Annotated in this window: 13 protein-coding genes and 2 tRNA genes; 7 read left to right on the forward strand and 8 right to left on the reverse strand. The window is 60.5% G+C overall.

What is annotated here, in order from left to right; genetic code table 11:
* The first annotated feature begins 20 nt into the window (after positions 1-20).
* The 3 genes from ACR0JN_RS04060 to ACR0JN_RS04070 all read left to right on the forward strand — a co-directional run bounded on the left by ACR0JN_RS04060 (position 21) and on the right by ACR0JN_RS04070 (position 1,278).
* Positions 21-935, forward strand: a complete 915-nt coding sequence (locus ACR0JN_RS04060) for an MBL fold metallo-hydrolase (RefSeq protein WP_480884438.1) — start codon at positions 21-23, stop codon at positions 933-935.
* Positions 936-1,010: 75 nt separating this feature from the next.
* Positions 1,011-1,085 (forward strand) — tRNA-Asn (locus ACR0JN_RS04065).
* A 118-nt stretch (positions 1,086-1,203) separates the two neighbouring features.
* A tRNA-Asn gene (locus ACR0JN_RS04070) sits at positions 1,204-1,278 on the forward strand.
* Between the two features lie 18 nt (positions 1,279-1,296).
* Here the strand turns inward: ACR0JN_RS04070 and ACR0JN_RS04075 are convergent.
* From ACR0JN_RS04075 to zwf, 4 genes are all read right to left on the reverse strand, one after another.
* Positions 1,297-2,916, reverse strand: a complete 1,620-nt coding sequence (locus ACR0JN_RS04075; RefSeq protein ID WP_480884439.1) for a long-chain-fatty-acid--CoA ligase — start codon at positions 2,914-2,916, stop codon at positions 1,297-1,299.
* A gap of 94 nt (positions 2,917-3,010) precedes the next feature.
* Positions 3,011-4,621: a glucose-6-phosphate isomerase gene (gene pgi, locus ACR0JN_RS04080; protein ID WP_480884440.1), complete on the reverse strand. Its 1,611-nt coding sequence runs from the start codon at positions 4,619-4,621 to the stop codon at positions 3,011-3,013.
* 4 nt (positions 4,622-4,625) lie between these two features.
* On the reverse strand, positions 4,626-5,297 hold the full coding sequence (pgl, locus tag ACR0JN_RS04085; RefSeq protein ID WP_480815487.1) for a 6-phosphogluconolactonase: 672 nt from the start codon (positions 5,295-5,297) through the stop codon (positions 4,626-4,628).
* Positions 5,294-6,748: a glucose-6-phosphate dehydrogenase gene (gene zwf / locus ACR0JN_RS04090; protein WP_480815486.1), complete on the reverse strand. Its 1,455-nt coding sequence runs from the start codon at positions 6,746-6,748 to the stop codon at positions 5,294-5,296. The genes pgl and zwf overlap by 4 nt, the downstream gene beginning before the upstream one ends.
* A 162-nt stretch (positions 6,749-6,910) precedes the next feature.
* Between zwf and ACR0JN_RS04095 the strand changes: the two genes are divergently transcribed.
* Entirely contained in the window at positions 6,911-7,864 is a 954-nt protein-coding gene (locus ACR0JN_RS04095; protein ID WP_480884441.1) for a radical SAM protein, read from the forward strand.
* Between the two features lie 3 nt (positions 7,865-7,867).
* On the opposite strand, the gene ACR0JN_RS04100 is transcribed toward ACR0JN_RS04095, so the two are convergent.
* Positions 7,868-8,533 (reverse strand): lipid-binding SYLF domain-containing protein, encoded by a 666-nt coding sequence (locus tag ACR0JN_RS04100; RefSeq protein WP_480884442.1) that lies wholly within the window; start codon positions 8,531-8,533, stop codon positions 7,868-7,870.
* A 209-nt stretch (positions 8,534-8,742) separates the two neighbouring features.
* Here ACR0JN_RS04100 and ACR0JN_RS04105 point away from each other — a divergent pair, with 209 nt between their 5' ends.
* On the forward strand, positions 8,743-10,266 hold the full coding sequence (locus tag ACR0JN_RS04105; protein WP_480884443.1) for a caspase family protein: 1,524 nt from the start codon (positions 8,743-8,745) through the stop codon (positions 10,264-10,266).
* Positions 10,267-10,270: 4 nt separating this feature from the next.
* Here ACR0JN_RS04105 and ACR0JN_RS04110 read toward each other — a convergent pair whose 3' ends face one another.
* Positions 10,271-10,540, reverse strand: a complete 270-nt coding sequence (locus ACR0JN_RS04110; RefSeq protein ID WP_480614810.1) for an usg protein — start codon at positions 10,538-10,540, stop codon at positions 10,271-10,273.
* Between the two features lie 194 nt (positions 10,541-10,734).
* Here ACR0JN_RS04110 and gyrA point away from each other — a divergent pair, with 194 nt between their 5' ends.
* Both gyrA and ACR0JN_RS04120 read left to right on the forward strand, forming a co-directional pair.
* Positions 10,735-13,458 (forward strand): DNA gyrase subunit A, encoded by a 2,724-nt coding sequence (gyrA, locus tag ACR0JN_RS04115; protein ID WP_480884444.1) that lies wholly within the window; start codon positions 10,735-10,737, stop codon positions 13,456-13,458.
* Positions 13,459-13,537: 79 nt separating this feature from the next.
* A complete protein-coding gene (locus ACR0JN_RS04120) occupies positions 13,538-14,347 on the forward strand; it encodes a M90 family metallopeptidase (protein WP_480884445.1) in 810 nt (269 codons plus the stop codon).
* Positions 14,348-14,357: 10 nt separating this feature from the next.
* Here the strand turns inward: ACR0JN_RS04120 and ACR0JN_RS04125 are convergent, their stop codons facing one another.
* Positions 14,358-15,827 carry a carboxypeptidase M32 gene (locus tag ACR0JN_RS04125; RefSeq protein WP_480884446.1) on the reverse strand — a complete coding sequence of 490 codons (1,470 nt, stop codon included), beginning with the start codon at positions 15,825-15,827 and terminating at the stop codon, positions 14,358-14,360.
* 4 nt (positions 15,828-15,831) lie between these two features.
* Positions 15,832-16,977 carry a heme A synthase gene (gene ctaA / locus ACR0JN_RS04130; RefSeq protein ID WP_480884447.1) on the reverse strand — a complete coding sequence of 382 codons (1,146 nt, stop codon included), beginning with the start codon at positions 16,975-16,977 and terminating at the stop codon, positions 15,832-15,834.
* Between the last annotated feature and the right edge of the window lie 30 nt (positions 16,978-17,007).

Genomic DNA, 17,007 nt, shown 5'->3' on the forward strand with positions numbered 1-17,007 from the left:
GCGAGAGGAAGAGGACAAGAATGCAAGCCCCTGACGATTTCAACCCGCCGCCGGGTCAGGCGATCGCATTGCAGCCTGGGCTGCGTCGTATTCTGGCACCGAACCCATCGCCCATGACCTATCGCGGCACAAATACGTATCTGCTGGGGGACAGGGACATCGCCGTGATCGACCCGGGCCCGCTGAACGACGCGCATCTGCGGGCGATTCTGGACGTGCTGCAGCCCGGGCAGCGGATCAGCCACATCTTCGTCACGCACAGCCATTTGGATCACTCGCCACTGGCTGGCCCTCTGTCGGCTCGGACAGGTGCTCCGGTTCTGGCGTTTGGCGGGCCTGAAGCGGGGCGCAGCGACGTCATGACCCAACTGGCCCACAACGGTCTGGCCGGAGGTGGCGAGGGCATCGACACCGCGTTCCGACCGGATATCGAGGTCGCTGATTCACAGGTGATCGAAGGCGATGACTGGCAGCTAGAGGTCATCCACACCCCCGGCCATCTGGGCAATCACATCGCCCTGGCTTGGGGCGATACCTGCTTCACCGCAGATCACGTGATGGGCTGGGCCAGTTCACTGGTCTCGCCCCCTGACGGGGACCTGACCGATTTCATGGCCGCCTGCCACCGCCTACGGGCGCGAGACTGGTCGGCCTTCCACGCCGGACATGGCGCGCCGATCACCGACCCTGCGGGGCGGCTCGACTGGCTGATTCAGCACCGGTTGGGGCGCGAGGCGCAAATTCTGGCGGCCTTGGAACAGGCCCCCGGCGCCGCCCGTCAACTTGCCGAGCGGATCTACACCGACACCCCAGCCGCCCTTCTGCCCGCAGCCGAGCGCAACGTCTTCGCCCACCTTGTTGATCTGACAGGAAAATCTCAGGTAACGCCAAACGGTCCGTTGTCTGCAACTACCGTATTTCACCGCACTGCATGACCCAAAGAAAATTTTCTCGAATCCCGCCTTTCCCCTCTGGACGCCGAAAATCCGGGTTGTTATACGCCCCTCAGTTCCGGCGTAGCTCAGCGGTAGAGCAGTTGACTGTTAATCAATTGGTCGTAGGTTCGATCCCTACCGCCGGAGCCAAAATTCCCCAAATTTCAGGCAGATCGCCGACGCTGGCATCGGGCGAGTTTTTTCGTCGAAAAAACTCTGCAGCACCTCTGGACGTCACAGAAGCAGATTGCTATACGGCGCGAACCGTTCCGGCGTAGCTCAGCGGTAGAGCAGTTGACTGTTAATCAATTGGTCGTAGGTTCGATCCCTACCGCCGGAGCCATTCCTCCCAGACTGTTACTTATTCCATCAGAATATCGCTGAAATCCGCACGCAGGGTGCGTTTCAACACTTTCCCCGTTGCGTTCAGCGGCAAAGCATCCACGAATACAACCTTGTCCGGGACCTGCCATTTGGCGATTTTGCCATCGAAAAAGCCCAGCAATTCGTCTTCGGTCGGCTCTTCGCCCTCGGCCTTTACCGCAACCAGCAGTGGCCGCTCGTCCCATTTCGGGTGCGGCACGCCCACAACCGCAGCGGTGGCGAGTTGAGGATGCGCGACGGCGATGTTTTCCAACTCGACCGAACTGATCCATTCGCCGCCCGATTTGATGATGTCCTTGGACCGGTCGCGGATGGTCATGTAGCCATCGGGGTCAAGGGTCGCCACGTCGCCGGTGGCGAACCAGCCGTCTTGCAGCAAGCCCTCATCCCGCAAGTGGAAGTAGCTGTCGAGAACCCAGTGACCGCGCACCATCAGATCGCCCTGCGTCTCGCCGTCATGCGGAAGGTCGTTACCGTCGTCGTCGACGATCTTCAACTCGACCCCAAAGGGCGGACGCCCCTGATTTTCGCGCAGTTTGTGCTGGGCCTCAATCGGCATCTCCAGATGCTTGGCCATGGGGTAGTTCGTGGTGCCCAGCGGGCTCATCTCACTCATCCCCCAGGCGTGGACGGTGTCAACACCGTAGGTCTCGCGGAAAGTTTCGATCATCGAGGGCGGGCACGCCGCGCCGCCGATCACCGTGCGGTTGAGGCTTTCAAGCTTGGTGCCGCATGTTCCGGCATGGGCAAGCAGGCCTTGCCAGATAGTGGGCACACCCATCGCCAGCGTCACGCCGTAGGTGTCGATCAGATTAACCAGCGCCTCGCCATGCAGGTCCGGCCCCGGCAGCACCATTCTTGAACCGGACATGGCGCAGGCATAGGGAGAGCCCCAGGCGTTGACGTGGAACATTGGCACCACAGGCATCACCACATCCATGGCGGAATAGCCGATCACATCGCGGGTGTTCGACGCAAAGCTGTGCAGCAACGTAGATCGGTGTGAATAAAGAACACCCTTGGGATGCCCCGTCGTACCCGATGTGTAACACAGGCTCGAGGCCGTGTTTTCATCAAAGCTGGGCCACGCAAAACCTTCATCGCCGGTTTCAATCAGTTCATCAAAGAAGATCAGCCCCGGCACCTGAGACAGCGCGGCCTCGTCCCGGGCCCCCATCAGCACAAAATGCTGCACCTCGGTCAGATGCTCTTTCAGAGCGGCGACCAGAGGCAGGAAGGTTGCATCAAAGAACAGAACCCGGTCCTGCGCATGGTTGATGATATAGGTCAGTTGTTCCGGGAACAGGCGCGGGTTGATCGTGTGACAGACAAAGCCCGCGCCCGAGACCGCATAATAGATCTCCAAATGCCGACGGTTGTTCCAGGCCAGCGTGCCGACGCGATCCTGCGGCTTCAAGCCCAGCTTCAACAGCGCAGAACCCATCCGGCGCGCGTTGCGCGCAATCCCGGCCCAGTTGGTCTGAGCCACAGTGCCGTCTGTTTCAACCGAGATGATCTCGGTCTGGCCGTGATAGCGTTCGGCGTGATCAATCAGCGACGAAATCAGCAAGGGCTGCGTCATCATCTGTCCCAGCATGGACATTCCTCCCATCGTCAGCGCGTGGCTGCGCCGGTCTGCCTTGGTCGCGAGCCTGCCAATGTTTCAATTTTCTGACAATATTAGAATGCGGTCAGCCGCGATGGCGCAAAGCGTAATCCACCAGGGCGGCGGTCGATCCATCCTTATCGCTGGCGCTTTCGTCCCCATCCACAATCGGACCCAATGAAGTCGCGAGTTCCTTGCCCAATTCCACGCCCCATTGATCGAACGAGTTGATACCCAACAGAACGCCTTCGACAAACACGCGGTGTTCATACAGCGCAATGATCTGGCCCAGAACAAACGGGGTGAGTTGGGGGTAGATCAATGTGGTTGACGGTCGATTTCCGGGAAACACGCGGTGACGCGCCTGCCGTTCCAGTTCGTCGCCTTCCAGCCCTTTCTCGGCCATGCGGGCACGCGCCTCGTCCAGCGAGCGTCCACGCATCAGCGCCTCGGATTGCGCCAGACAATTGGCGAGCAACAGGCGGTGATGATGGGCCAGTTCGGGCTCGTGGCCCTCTGCTGCGACCATGAATTCGCAGGGGATCACGTCGGTCCCCTGATGGATCAGCTGGTAAAAGGCGTGCTGCCCGTTTGTGCCGGGTTCGCCCCAAACCACCGGGCCAGATGACACGGTCAGCGCGCTGCCATCCATCGCGACGGACTTGCCGTTCGATTCCATCTCTAACTGCTGAAAATACGCAGGCAGTCGCAGCAAGCGTTGATCGTAAGGTAGAACGGCACGGCTGGCATGGCCCAGAACCTGACGGTGCCAGACCCCGACGAGGGCCAGCATGACGGGGACGTTCTCAGCCCATTCGGCGGAGCGGAAATGCAAGTCCATCGCTTGCCCGCCGCGCAGGAACGCATCAAATGCGTTAGAGCCGACGGCAATCATCACCGGCAGGCCAACCGGGCCCCAGACCGAATATCGCCCTCCGACCCAATCGGCGAAACCGAAAACGCGCCCCTCGGGGATGCCGAAAGCCTGCGTCTTGTCCAGCGCACTGGACACGGCGGCGAATTGCGTGGACGGGTCCCCGCCGCCATCCGTCATCCAAGCCCGCGCGGTGCGCGCGTTGGTCATGGTCTCAATCGTGGTGAAGGTTTTCGAGGCCACGATCACCAGCGTCCGCGTCGGGTCCAACTGCCGCAACGTATCCGCGATATGCGCCCCGTCCACGTTCGATACATAGTGCAGCCGCGGCCCATCGTGATACGGAGCCAAAGCATGGGTCGCCATCACCGGCCCCAGATCGGAGCCGCCTATACCGATATTCACAACATCGGTGAAACTGCCCCCTGCCCCGGTAACCGCCCCGCCGCGCACCTCTTCGGCGAAGACCCGCATCCGCTGCAGAGTGTCCAGAACCTCCGGCATGACGTTTTGTCCATCGACCTGAACCGCGCCGCCATCCAGATTGCGCAGCGCGGTGTGCAGCACGGCGCGCCCTTCGGTTTCATTGATCTTCTGGCCGGTGAACATCGCCTCGCGCCGCCCCGCCAGATCGGCCTCGTCGCACAACCGGATCAGGGCGTCGCGCACCGCATGATCAATCTGCGTTTTCGAATAGTCGAACAGCAAATCACCGGTCGAGGCCGAGAAGCCTTGCGCCCTGTTCGGATTGGCATCGAACAAGTCGAGCAAGCGCCGGTCTTGCTGAGATGCGGCCAGAGATTTCAACGTGTCCAGTTGCATGGTCCTACTCCGCCCAATGTACCGTCATGCTGCTCAGCACCGCCGCGATCGGCGCCTGTTCAGGTGGCAGAGACATAGCGCGTTCCAAGGCCTCGCGTTTTGCAGCACCATAGATGATCAGGTGTTTCGACAAGGCCCCATCCAAAACCGGCGCGGTCAGGGTGATGCGCGGTTCGGGTTGAACATCGGTCCGGGCCACCGCCAGCATCGGCGCATGCGCATCCAACGCAGCCTGTATTCCCTCCATCCCCGGGAACAGCGACGCGGTGTGCATATCCTCACCCATTCCCAGCACCAGAACCGACAGCGGCATGACCGGAGCGATCAGGGATTCGATTTCCGCCAAAGCCGATTCAGGGGCGGAACCCGGCACGTACAAAGGAACATATTCCGCAACCGAGGCCCGGTTGGTCAGCAACCTCTCTCGGATCAGGCGTTCATTCGACCGGTCGCTGTCGGCAGGCACGCAACGTTCGTCTGTTGGCAAAACGCGCACGCGGTCCCAGTCCAGGTCAGCGGCGCACAACACGTCAAACACCGGACCCGGAGTCGTGCCGCCCGGAACGGCCAATGCGACCTTGTCGTGGTGCAGCAACGCGGCCTCCAGCTCTCCGGCAAGCGCATTTGCGACATCAATGGCCAACATGTCCTGGTCGGCGTATTCCTGAATTTTCATGGATTTATTCCCTGCCAGCGGCGACCGTCTCGTTTCATCAGCAGTTCGGCGTCGCCGGGGCCTGTACTGCCGCTGTCATAAGGTTTGGGCACATCACCGCGCGCCTGCCAGCCCGCGATGATCGGATCGGTCCAGGCCCAGGCGGCCTCGACCTCGTCCCCGCGCATGAACAGGGTCTGGTTGCCCCGGATCACGTCCATCACCAGCCGTTCGTAGGCATCGGGCGGGTCCTGATTTTCGGGCCCGAGCGCTTCGGCAAAGCTCATGTCCAAAGGTACGTCAACCAACCGCATCCCGCCCTGACCGGGTTCTTTGATGGTCACCTTCAAGGTGATCCCCTCGTTCGGTTGCAAGCGGATCGACAGCACGTTGGCATGCCGCCCGGCGTCTGCCCCAAAGATCGAATGCGGCGCGTCCTTGAACATCACATTGATGACCGACGACCGCGCCACCAGCCGCTTGCCGGTGCGCAGATAGAACGGGGTGCCCGCCCACCGCCAGTTGCTGACATGCGCCCGCAGCGCCACATAGCTTTCGGTGGTCGAGCGCGGATTGCCCACGGTGTCGCGATAGCCCGGCCCGTCCGAGCCTGCCGCGAACTGACCGCGCACGATGTGATGGGGTTCAACCTGATCCAGCGCCCGGATCACTTTCAGCTTCTCGTCCCGCACTGCGTCGGGGTCAAACTTGGCAGGCGGTTCCATTGCGATCAGGCAGAGCAGCTGCATCAGGTGGTTCTGCATCATGTCCCGCATCGCGCCAGCGCGTTCGTAATAGTCCTCGCGCCCGTCGACACCCACGGTTTCGGCGACGGTGATCTGGATGTGGTCGACATACTGGCTGTTCCACAACGGTTCGAACAGCATGTTTCCGAAGCGAACCGCCATCAGGTTCTGAACAGTTTCCTTACCCAGATAATGGTCGATGCGGTAAATCTGGCTTTCATCGAAATGCGCCGCCAGCGTCGCGTTCAGTGCCCGCGCACTTTCCAGATCATGACCGAACGGTTTTTCCACCACGATCCGCGCCTGGTCCGAGGCCAGATCGTGCAGCCTGATCCGCTCGGCCAAAGGGCCGAACAGGCCGGGGCCGACCGAGAAATAGAACGCGCGAATGCGGTTGTCCCGCAGCTTTTCGGCCAGGTCGCCCCACCCATCCCCGGCCATTGCGTCCAGCGGCACGTAGTCGATCCGCTGCAGGAATCCGTTCAGCGCGTCGCTGTCCTTTGCCCGCCGGGGCGCATGCTGGCCCAGCGAATCGGCGACCATCTTGCGAAAGGCGTCCGGTGTATGATCCCCGCGCGCCGCACCGATAATTTGCGCGTCATCCGGCCACTGACCCGCGCAATACCTGCGAAACAAAGCGGGCAGGATCTTTCGCTGCGCCAGATCACCGGTGCCGCCGAAAATGACCAGATCGAATGGATCAACGGGTATGACGCGAGAAACCATGAGTTGTCCTTACCTTGCCCCCATCGCCATGTCCAATGTTAGCGCAATCATGTCCGTTATTTTCTGCCCATCAAAACTCTGTCAGGACCGGCCTGAGGCCCTTACCAATTCCATCGCAAACGACTAAGTCAGAGGCATGACGTCAAAGAACCGGATGCGGGAATGAAAGACAACGCCCCTCAGCTTGCTAATGTCGGCAAGTTTCAAAACAAAATGGTGACAGCGGATGGCCAAACCCGGGCCTCGGTTGCGCTGACAAATCCCGAAACGCTCTGGTTCAACACCGGCACGCTGTGCAACATCGAATGCGTAAACTGCTATATCGCCAGCAGTCCGACCAACGATGCGCTGGTTTACATCACCGCCGATGAGGTCTCGGATTACCTGGACCAGATCGAACAGCGCAACTGGCCCATCCGCGAGATCGGTTTCACCGGTGGCGAGCCCTTTATGAACCCCGAGTTCATCGAGATGACTCGCGCGGCGTTGGCACGGGGGTACGAGGTTCTGATCCTGACCAACGCGATGCAGCCCATGATGCGCCGGAAAATGCGCGAAGGGCTGCTGGATCTGCAGCGCGACTATAACGACAAGCTGACCCTGCGGATTTCGGTCGATCACTATCGCCCCGACCTGCACGATGAAGAACGCGGTGCTGGCAGCTTCGAAAAGACTCTGACGGGGATGGAGTGGTTGCGCGACAACGGCTTCAGCATGGCCGTCGCCGGGCGCACCGTTTGGGGTGACACGGACGCGGACACCCGTAAAGGCTACGCTGCATTCTTCGCCGAACATGACTTTGACATCGACGCCAACAATCCGGGCCAGACCGTCCTGTTCCCCGAGATGGACGAGACCGTCGAAGTACCCGAAATCACCACCGCCTGCTGGAGTATCCTCGACAAATCCCCAAGCGCCGTGATGTGTTCGAACGCGCGCATGGTCGTCAAACGCAAAGGCGCGGACAGGCCTGCGGTTCTGGCCTGCACCCTGCTGCCCTATTCGCCCGAGTTCGAGATGGGCACGACCCTCGCCGAGGCCGAGGCTGACGTGCACTTGAACCACCCGCACTGTGCCAAGTTCTGCGTGTTGGGCGGCGCAAGCTGTTCCGGCTGACCCTCAGTTCAGTTCCGGCGATTTCCAGTATTTTGTGCCAGAGGCTCCGGCAGAAACGCGCCAGCCTTTTTTACTGAGAACAAAGAACGATCGTCCATCGGTGAACCTGATGGTATCGGCGCTGCTATCGTCCCCATACATCGCCCCGGTTTCCGCTGTGGCGTCGTACCCGTGGGCGATAAATTTCTCCAAATTCGCCTGTGTTTCGAACAAGATGACGAACTTGGTTTCAAAACCACCTATGCCAACCGCCGCGCCGACCCCGCCTGTACCCATGTTCATGTAGGTATGCTGATCGGTTTCCATCGATACCGCCACACCGCGACCATACCCTGCTGAGACGGGAAAAATCGTGACCTTGCGGGAATCGAACACCGCATATCCAGCGCTGATCTGATACAGCGCATCCGCTTCGGGATTTTCGGCCAACAACTGGGCGAGCACCTCATCCGCCATAAGATCCAGCTTGGCGCGGGTTTCCTCTGCCGTCGCTTCGTTTGTGACCAGATCGGCTGTGGAGTCGACAGTATTCCCAACCGCATCGACCCCTTTGCCGACAGTCTGCCCGATCTGTTCAGCGCCTTTTTTCAGGTTTCCAAGAAGCCCCTCAGCCAGCGCCGAACCACAAAGCGCACATGCGGCAACCACCGCGAAGCAAAGCCTGATCATTTGGTGTTCCCCCCAACAAGTGCTCATCTCGCGCGATCATAAACAAGCCAGCTTCAAAAGCTACGATCACGTACTTTCATCCATTGGCAGGGAAAATCGTGACTGTAACCGAAATCACTGAACGCTCGGGCAATATATCGCTATGTTCCGCATAGATTGACGTTTGGAAGGCTGCCAAGATGAGATGGTTTTGGGTTATTTGTTTCACAATGCTTGCCGCGCCGCTTTGGGCGCAAGAGCGGCTGGCGTTGGTCATCGGCAATAACCAGTACGATTCGGTGTCGACCCTGCAAAAAGCCGTAGCTGATGCCGAGGCCGTGTCGCAGCGCCTTCGCGGCCTAGGGTTTGAAACCATCGGAGGGCTGAACCTTGACCGGCGCGGCATGAACCAACGAATTTCCGAGTTCACTTCGCGGCTTGAGGCCGGAGATACAGCCTTCGTCTTCTTCGCCGGTCACGGGGTCGAAATTGACGGTGAGAACTACCTGCTGCCCACCGATATCGAAACGCCATTGTCTGGCGAAACGGATTTCGTCAAATCCGAATCCATCGCGCTGTCGAACCTGCTCGACCGGGTGCGGGCCACCGGGGCGCGGACCTCAATCGCGATCATCGACGCCTGCCGCGACAACCCGTTTGAAACCACCGCCGGGCGCAGCATCGGCGGCACGCGCGGTCTGGGCCGGATCAATGCGCCGCAGGGGATGTTCGTGATTTTCTCAGCCGGCGCGGGCCAGATGGCCCTGGACCGGCTGCACGATGACGAGGCCGAGCCGAACTCGGTCTTCACTCGCGCCCTGCTGCCGCGCCTGAGCGAGCCGGGGCTGGAACTGCGCAGCATGGTGGCCGACCTTCGGCGCGAGGTGCGGGATTTGTCCCGAACCGTGCAACATACTCAGATTCCAGCGTATTATGACGAGTTGCTGGGTGAGTTTTATTTTACACCGGCCGTCGGAACTGCGCCCGATGCCGAGATTGCGTCACAACCAGTCGAAAAAATGCGCGCCGATCTGGAACTGGCCCGGTCTGTCGGCACCGCCTCGGCTCTGGACACTTTTCTCAAGAAATATGCGGACCAGTCCACCGACTACACCTATGAAATCGCCCTGCAACTGCGGGCCGGTCTGAGTGAGCCTGTCGCCGCTCCAAAAGTCGATTTACCGGTTCAACCTGCGCCTACCGCCAAAGTGATCACGGATTCCAAAGAGGTCATGCGCGCCACCCAAACCGCCCTGAACGCGTTGGGATGCAGCGCCGGTGGGGCTGACGGGGTTGCAGGTCCCCGGACCCGACAGGCTTTTGCGAACTACCGCAAGGCCAGCAAATCCAATCTCGGGGCCGACGATCTGGGCACCCAACATGCGTTGGAAGAACTGGAAAGCAAAAGCGGCACCATCTGCACCACACCGGCACCGACCACAGCAGCGTCCAGAACCACAGGCGTATCACTGACCGGAAGCTGGAGTTTCAAGGCAACCTGCGCCCTGGTGGTCAAGGTCACGGGTTCGGTGCGCTACGCCCGCGCGGGTGACAACAAATACACCGGCAGCCTGACGGACTCTCTAGGGCAAAAGGCAAATACGGTGGTGTACCTGAACGAACAGGAATTGAACGGAACGGACTACTTCCCTGCGATCACCGTCAATTGGCGCGGCAGGCTGGCCGAGGATGGCAACAGCTTCACCGGACAGGGCTCAACTGGTTGTTCGGTCTACGCCTGGCGCGTTGGCTGAGGGTTTAACTGACGCGAAACTCACCCACCATGTTACGCCACTCCCCGGGCGCGATCATCTTGCGATGGGTGAAGCGGACCGAATGCAGCGGTCCTTCGATCTCTCGCTGCCAGAAATCGATGAAATCGAACAGCTTTGGATGGTCCGGCGCCAGATCGTAATCCTGCCAGATAAACGTGTTCAATACGTGAATGTAATCGGGCATGTGATAGAAGAATTCCGCCGTCGTCAGCCCGTACCCTTTGAGCATCAATTCTGTTTCGCTTTGCTCCATTCAGACCTCCAATTTCGTTCAAGGTCTCTTCAGACTAGCATGAAACCGGCCTAACTCTTATTAAAACAATGTGTTAACGTTACGTGAACAATGATAATGGTCCCCAATTAGGTTGCTTGCTTGCACCTTATGTGCCGGGTCTGATAAGGTGTATCCACAAGATATAGACCCAAGCCAAAGATCGGGCCGTTTACGTGAGCGATACGCCAGAAACCCCAGAAAACATGGATGAAACCCCGCCCGAGCGCCCCGTTTACGACGGCCCGACGGTGTCTATCGAATCCGAGATGCGTACGTCCTATCTGGACTATGCGATGTCGGTCATCGTCTCACGCGCGATCCCCGATCTACGCGATGGCTTGAAGCCTGTGCATCGGCGGATTTTGTACGCCATGCACGAGACCGGGAACACTCATGACAAGGCATACCGTAAATCGGCCCGCCCGGTCGGTGACGTGATGGGTAAGTACCACCCGCATGGCGACAGCGCGATCTATGACGCGTTGGTGCGGATGGCGCAGGATTTCTCGATGTCGCTGCCTTTGCTGGACGGTCAGGGCAACTTTGGCTCGATGGACGGGGATAACCCGGCGGCCATGCGCTATACCGAAGTGCGGATGGACAAACCCGCCGCCGCCCTGCTGGCCGATATCGAAAAAGAGACGGTCGATTTTCAGGATAACTATGACGGCAAGGATCAGGAACCCACTGTCCTGCCCGCACGTTTCCCGAACATGCTGGTCAATGGCGCCGGCGGTATCGCCGTCGGTATGGCCACGAACATTCCCCCGCACAATCTAGGCGAAGTGGTCGACGCCACGCTGGCCTTAATCGACGATCCGGACCTGACCTCGGAACAACTGATCGAATACGTTCCCGGCCCCGATTTTCCGACCGGAGGCGTCATGCTGGGCCGTTCGGGCGCGCGCAAGGCCTATCTTGAGGGTCGTGGCAGCGTCATCATCCGCGCCAAGACGCGCGTCGAAGAAATCCGCCGCGACCGCTACGCCATTGTCGTGGATGAGATCCCCTATCAGGTGAACAAAGCCTCGATGATCGAAAAGATCGCCGAAGCGGTGCGCGAGAAGCGTATCGAAGGCGTGGCCCATGTGCAGGACGAATCCGACCGCAACGGCGTGCGTGTGGTTGTGGAATTGAAACGCGACGCAACGCCTGAGGTAGTGCTGAACCAACTCTATCGTTTCTCGCCGATGCAAACCTCGTTCGGTTGCAACATGCTGGCCCTGAATGGTGGTCGGCCAGAACAGCTGACCCTGCGCCGGTTCCTGACCTCGTTCATCGACTTCCGCGAAGATGTCGTGGCGCGCCGCACCGCCTATGACCTGCGCAAAGCGCGCGAGCGCAGCCATATCCTATGCGGTCTGGCCGTGGCTGTTTCGAATGTGGACGAAGTGGTTGCCACCATCCGGTCCTCTGCCGACGCCGCCGAGGCGCGCGAAAAGCTGATGACCCGCCGCTGGCCTGCGGCCGAGATCGAAGGCTATCTGCGCCTGATCGACGATCCCTTGTCCAAGATGAACGACGACGGCACCTATAACCTGACCGAGGTTCAGGCCCGCGCCATTCTGGAACTGCGCCTGCAGCGCCTGACCCAACTGGGCGTCAAAGAGGTCACGGACGAGCTGGAGCAACTGGCCGCCAAGATCAAGGAATACCTTGATATCCTGTCCTCGCGTGAACGCATCATGTCAATCATCGGCGATGAGCTGCGCGAAGTGCGCGATCAGTTCGCCGTGCCACGCCGCACCGAGATCGTCGACTGGTCCGGCGACATGGAAGACGAAGACCTGATCGAACGCGAAGACATGGTCGTGACCGTCACCTCGGGTGGCTATATCAAGCGCACGCCGCTGGCCGATTTCCGGGCGCAGAAACGCGGCGGCAAGGGCCTGTCGGGGATGCAGACCAAGGAAGAGGATGTTGTTACCACCCTTTTCGTGGCCAACACCCATACGCAACTGCTGTTCTTCACCACCGATGGCATGGTCTACAAGCTCAAGACCTGGCGCCTGCCGCAGTCGGGGCGCACCGGCAAGGGCAAGGCGATCGTCAACATCCTGCCGATCCCGACCGGCGTTTCCATCGCTGCGATCATGCCCGTCGATGTGCCGGATGAAGAGTGGGAGAACTTGCAGATCGTCTTCGCCACCAGCGCGGGCGACGTGCGGCGTAACCGCTTGTCAGACTTCACCAATGTCCGCCGCAACGGCAAGATCGCCATGAAACTGCCCGAGGACGTGGAACTGGTAAACGCCCGCATCTGCTCGGAAGACGAAGACGTGATGCTGGTGACCAATTCGGGGCGCGCGATCCGCTTCCGTACCACCGATGTTCGGGTCTTCAACTCGCGCGAGTCGACCGGTGTACGCGGCATCAAGCTGACCAATGGTGATCGCGTCGTCTCGATGTCCGTGATCCGTCATTTCGAGGCCGGACCTGACGAACGCGCCGCCTATCTCAAGATGCGCCGTGCCGTGGCCGGGATCGCTGATGATGGCGAGACCGATGAGGACGAAGCAACACCCGGCACCATCACGCAGGAACGCTATGCCGAGATGTCGGCGGCCGAGAACCTGATCCTGACCATCACTTCGGGCGGCGCAGGCAAACTAAGTTCCAGCCACGACTACCCAGTCCGCGGACGCGGCGGCATGGGCGTGGCGGCCATGGACAAGGCGATGCGGGGCGGCGAGCTGGTGGCCTCGTTCCCGGTCGAGATCGACGATCAGATCATGCTGGCCACGTCCAAAGGCCAGTCGATCCGAGTGCCCGTCGATGGAATTTCCTTCCGGTCACGCAGCGCCGGTGGCGTCAAGGTCTTCAACACCGGCAAGGGTGAAGAGGTTGTCAGCGTCGCCTGGATCGCCGATCAGGGCGACGAAGAAGCCGAAGAATAGGTTTTCGTGTGGCTTTGTGGGGCAAACCCATGAAGCCACACGGGTTTTCAGCCTTGCCTGACCCGGCTATGGTTCTCGCATGTACGTGTTCATCGCAATTCTGCTGCTCGTCGCCGGGGTCTTTGGCTACCGCTATTGGTCCAGACAACAGGCGCGGTCGAAATTGCTGGTGTCGCCTCTGACCGACCACCAACGTGCGATCATTGACGCCGAAGTGCCAATGATCAAACGCCTTCCGCCGCGTTTTCGGACAGCGCTGGAGGGCAAGGTGAACCTCTTTCTGGATCAGGTCCGCTACTATGGCTGCGATGGCTTGGACGTGACCGAAGAGATGGAGCTGTCCATCGCGGCGCAGGCCTGTCTGCTCGTCGTGAACAGTGATCTGTGGTACGACAATCTGACCACGATCCTGATCTATCCCAACGCCTTCAAATCCCGCCAGCAACGTCACAGCGGTTATGTCGTCACCGAGAAAGAGATCGTACGCACCGGCGAAAGCTGGGATCGCGGGCCGGTGATCCTGTCCTGGGCGCACAGTAAGATGGGCGCGATGAATGACCGCGACGGCCAGAATGTCGTGCTGCACGAATTCGCGCATCAGATTGACGATTTGTCCGGTGGCACAAATGGTGTTCCGATCCTTGGCGAAGGGCAGAGTTTCGCAGAATGGGAGCGCGTGTTCCTGACCGCCTACGACGCCCATGTGCGCGCTGTCGAGACCGGGCAACCGACGGTTATCGACCCCTACGGCGCGGAAGGCCATGAGGAGTTCTTTGCCGTCTCGGTCGAGGTTTTCTTCGAACGCCCCCGCGCCCTAAAGGCCGAAGCCCTGGATGTTTACGACCAATTGTCCAAACTGTTCCGCCTGGACCCGGTGACGTGGCACTGACAGCCAGCGTTCAAAGACCATAAAGCGCGCCGAACTTCGCTTCCAGATAGTCCAGCAAAGGCTCGGGCCCCGGCTCCATCCCGCTAGCGCGTGCGATCACCTCGCGCGGGGCATACAGGCCACCGAATTGCTGCACGTTCTCGCGCAACCAACCGGTCGCGCCGGATGTGTCTCCCTGCGCCAGTTGCGCGTCCAGATCAGGCAAAGCCTTGCGCAGCGCCTGATGCAGGCATCCGGCATAGACGTTGCCCAGCGAGTAGGTCGGGAAGTACCCGAACAGCCCGACCGACCAGTGCACATCCTGCAGGCACCCGTTCGAAGGCTTATCAACCGCATAACCGAAATCGGCCTTGAACCGGTCATTCCACGCGGCCTCCAGATCGCCGACCTGCAAATCGCCCGCCATCAGCGCGCGTTCCAGATCGAATCGCAGCATGATGTGCAGGTTGTACTGCACCTCATCCGCCTCGGTCCGGATGTAGCCATTGTGGACCCGGTTGACCGTGGCGTAGAACGTATCGGCATCCGCAATGCCGAAATCGCCGAAAACGTCGCGCATCTGGCCAAACAGCCAACCGGTGAAAGCGCGAGACCGGCCCAGTTGGTTTTCATAAATCCGGCTTTGACTTTCATGCACACCCATGGAAACCCCGCTGCCCAGCGGCGTCAGCGCATAGGCCGGGTTGATGCCCTGTTCATAGGCAGCATGGCCGACCTCGTGAATGGTCGAGTAGAAGCAGTTGAACGGATCGGTCTCGCTGGTGCGCGTGGTGATCCGCACATCGGACCCGCTGCCGGAACTGAACGGGTGTACGGCCTTGTCCACGCGCCCCCGGTTCAGGTCGTAGCCGAAGGTGGTCGCCAGTTTCTGAGACAGGCGCATCTGGTCCATCTCATTGAAAGACCTGTCAAGCGCGGGCGGCGCGGGACGGTCTAGCAGAGCCCCCCGCAGCGCGACAAGGCGCGGGCGCATCTGATCGAAGATCGCGGCGATCTGGGTGCCGGTTGTGTAGGGTTCATAGTCCTCGACCAGAGCGTCGTAGATGTCGCCGCCTTGCGCCAGCGCGGCCCCTTCTTCGCGCCTGAGCGCAACCACCTCTTCCAGTACCGGCAGGAAGGCGGCGACATCCTCAGCCGCGCGGGCCTGCGCCCATGTTCCTTGCGCGGCCGACGTGACGCGGGCAATGGCTTTTGCCAGATCGGCCGGGACTTTGACGGTGCGCTCATAAGACCGGCGGATTTCACGCAGTTGTGCCTGCCCGGCTTGATCCTCGGATTCCGCCTTATCCAGCCACTCCGCCACACGCGGGTCGGATCGGCGGGCGTGCAAAACCGCCTCGATCGCCGCCATTTCCTCGGCCCGTTGCGGGGCCGCACCACGCGGCATGACCGTTTCCTGATCCCATCCCAGCCGCCCGGCGATCTGCCCAAGGGCCGAGGTTTCGCGCTGAAACGCCATCAGATCGTCAAAAGCTGTCATCGGGTCAGGCTCCACGAAGCGAGGTTGCAATGGGATACGCGGTCAGGAACCGCGCGCGCAGGATCAAGGTCCAGAAGACCACCGCCAGGAATTGGTGCAGAATGGCGATCTGCCAAGGCGCGCCGTAGACGACCGTCACGATCCCCACCACAACCTGCAGCAACAGCGCAGCAAAAGCGGCGTTGAAGGCAAAGCGGGTCTGCGGATGGGCGCTGGTGCCGCCACGCCGCCAGACGACGACGCCGAAGGCCAGCAGAAGATACCCGACGCAGCGGTGTATGAACTGGACCAAGCCGGGGCTCTCAAAGAAGTTCCGCCACATCGGTTCCAGCATCGTCGCGTCGGGCGGCAGGACTTGCCCGCCGATCAGAGGCCAATCGGTGTAAGACCGCCCGGCGTCGATCCCGGCGACAAGCGCGCCAATGAGAATTTGTAAAAAGGCGAAGTGCATCAGGCCGGTCGACAGCGAGAACAGGTTCGCTTCTTTGGCGCGGCGGGCCTGCATCAGGTCGCGCTCGTCCCTGCCCAGCTCAAAGATGTACCACGCAAGGAAACCGAGGATCACGAAGGCCAGCCCAAGGTGGACCGCCAGCCGATAGCTGGCTACGGCGGTCATCCCCTCGCCCTGCGTCACGCCCGAGGCGACCATCCACCAGCCAACTGCGCCCTGCACGCCGCCAAGGATGCCGGGGATCAACAGTTTGCCGTTCCAACCGGTCGGGATTTTCCGTGCTGCAAGGAAGCCAAAGAACCCAACGGCCCAGACCAGACCGATCACCCGGCCCAGTTGACGATGGCCCCATTCCCACCAGTAGATCGTCTTGAAGTCCTCCAGTTCCATCCACTGGTTCTGGATGCGCCACTGGTCGATCTCTTTGTATTTGTCGAACTCAGCCTGCCAGTCGGCCTGGCTCATCGGCGGGATCGCCCCGGTGATCGGACGCCATTCTGTGATCGAGAGGCCACTGTCGGTCAGGCGCGTCAGCCCGCCCACGGCAATCATCACCACAACCAGCGCGAAAAGGATCATCAGCCACACGCGAATGGCACCGCGCGCGCCGCCCCGGCCCCGGTCGATCATGCCGGGTTGCACCGCTTGTTGCTTCTCGGTTTCCGAGACCTCTTCGAAGATGCTGCGCTTACCGCTCATGCCGTCCTCATGTCTTTGAATTGCCTGCAA

This window comes from Ruegeria sp. G12, assembly GCF_056533565.1.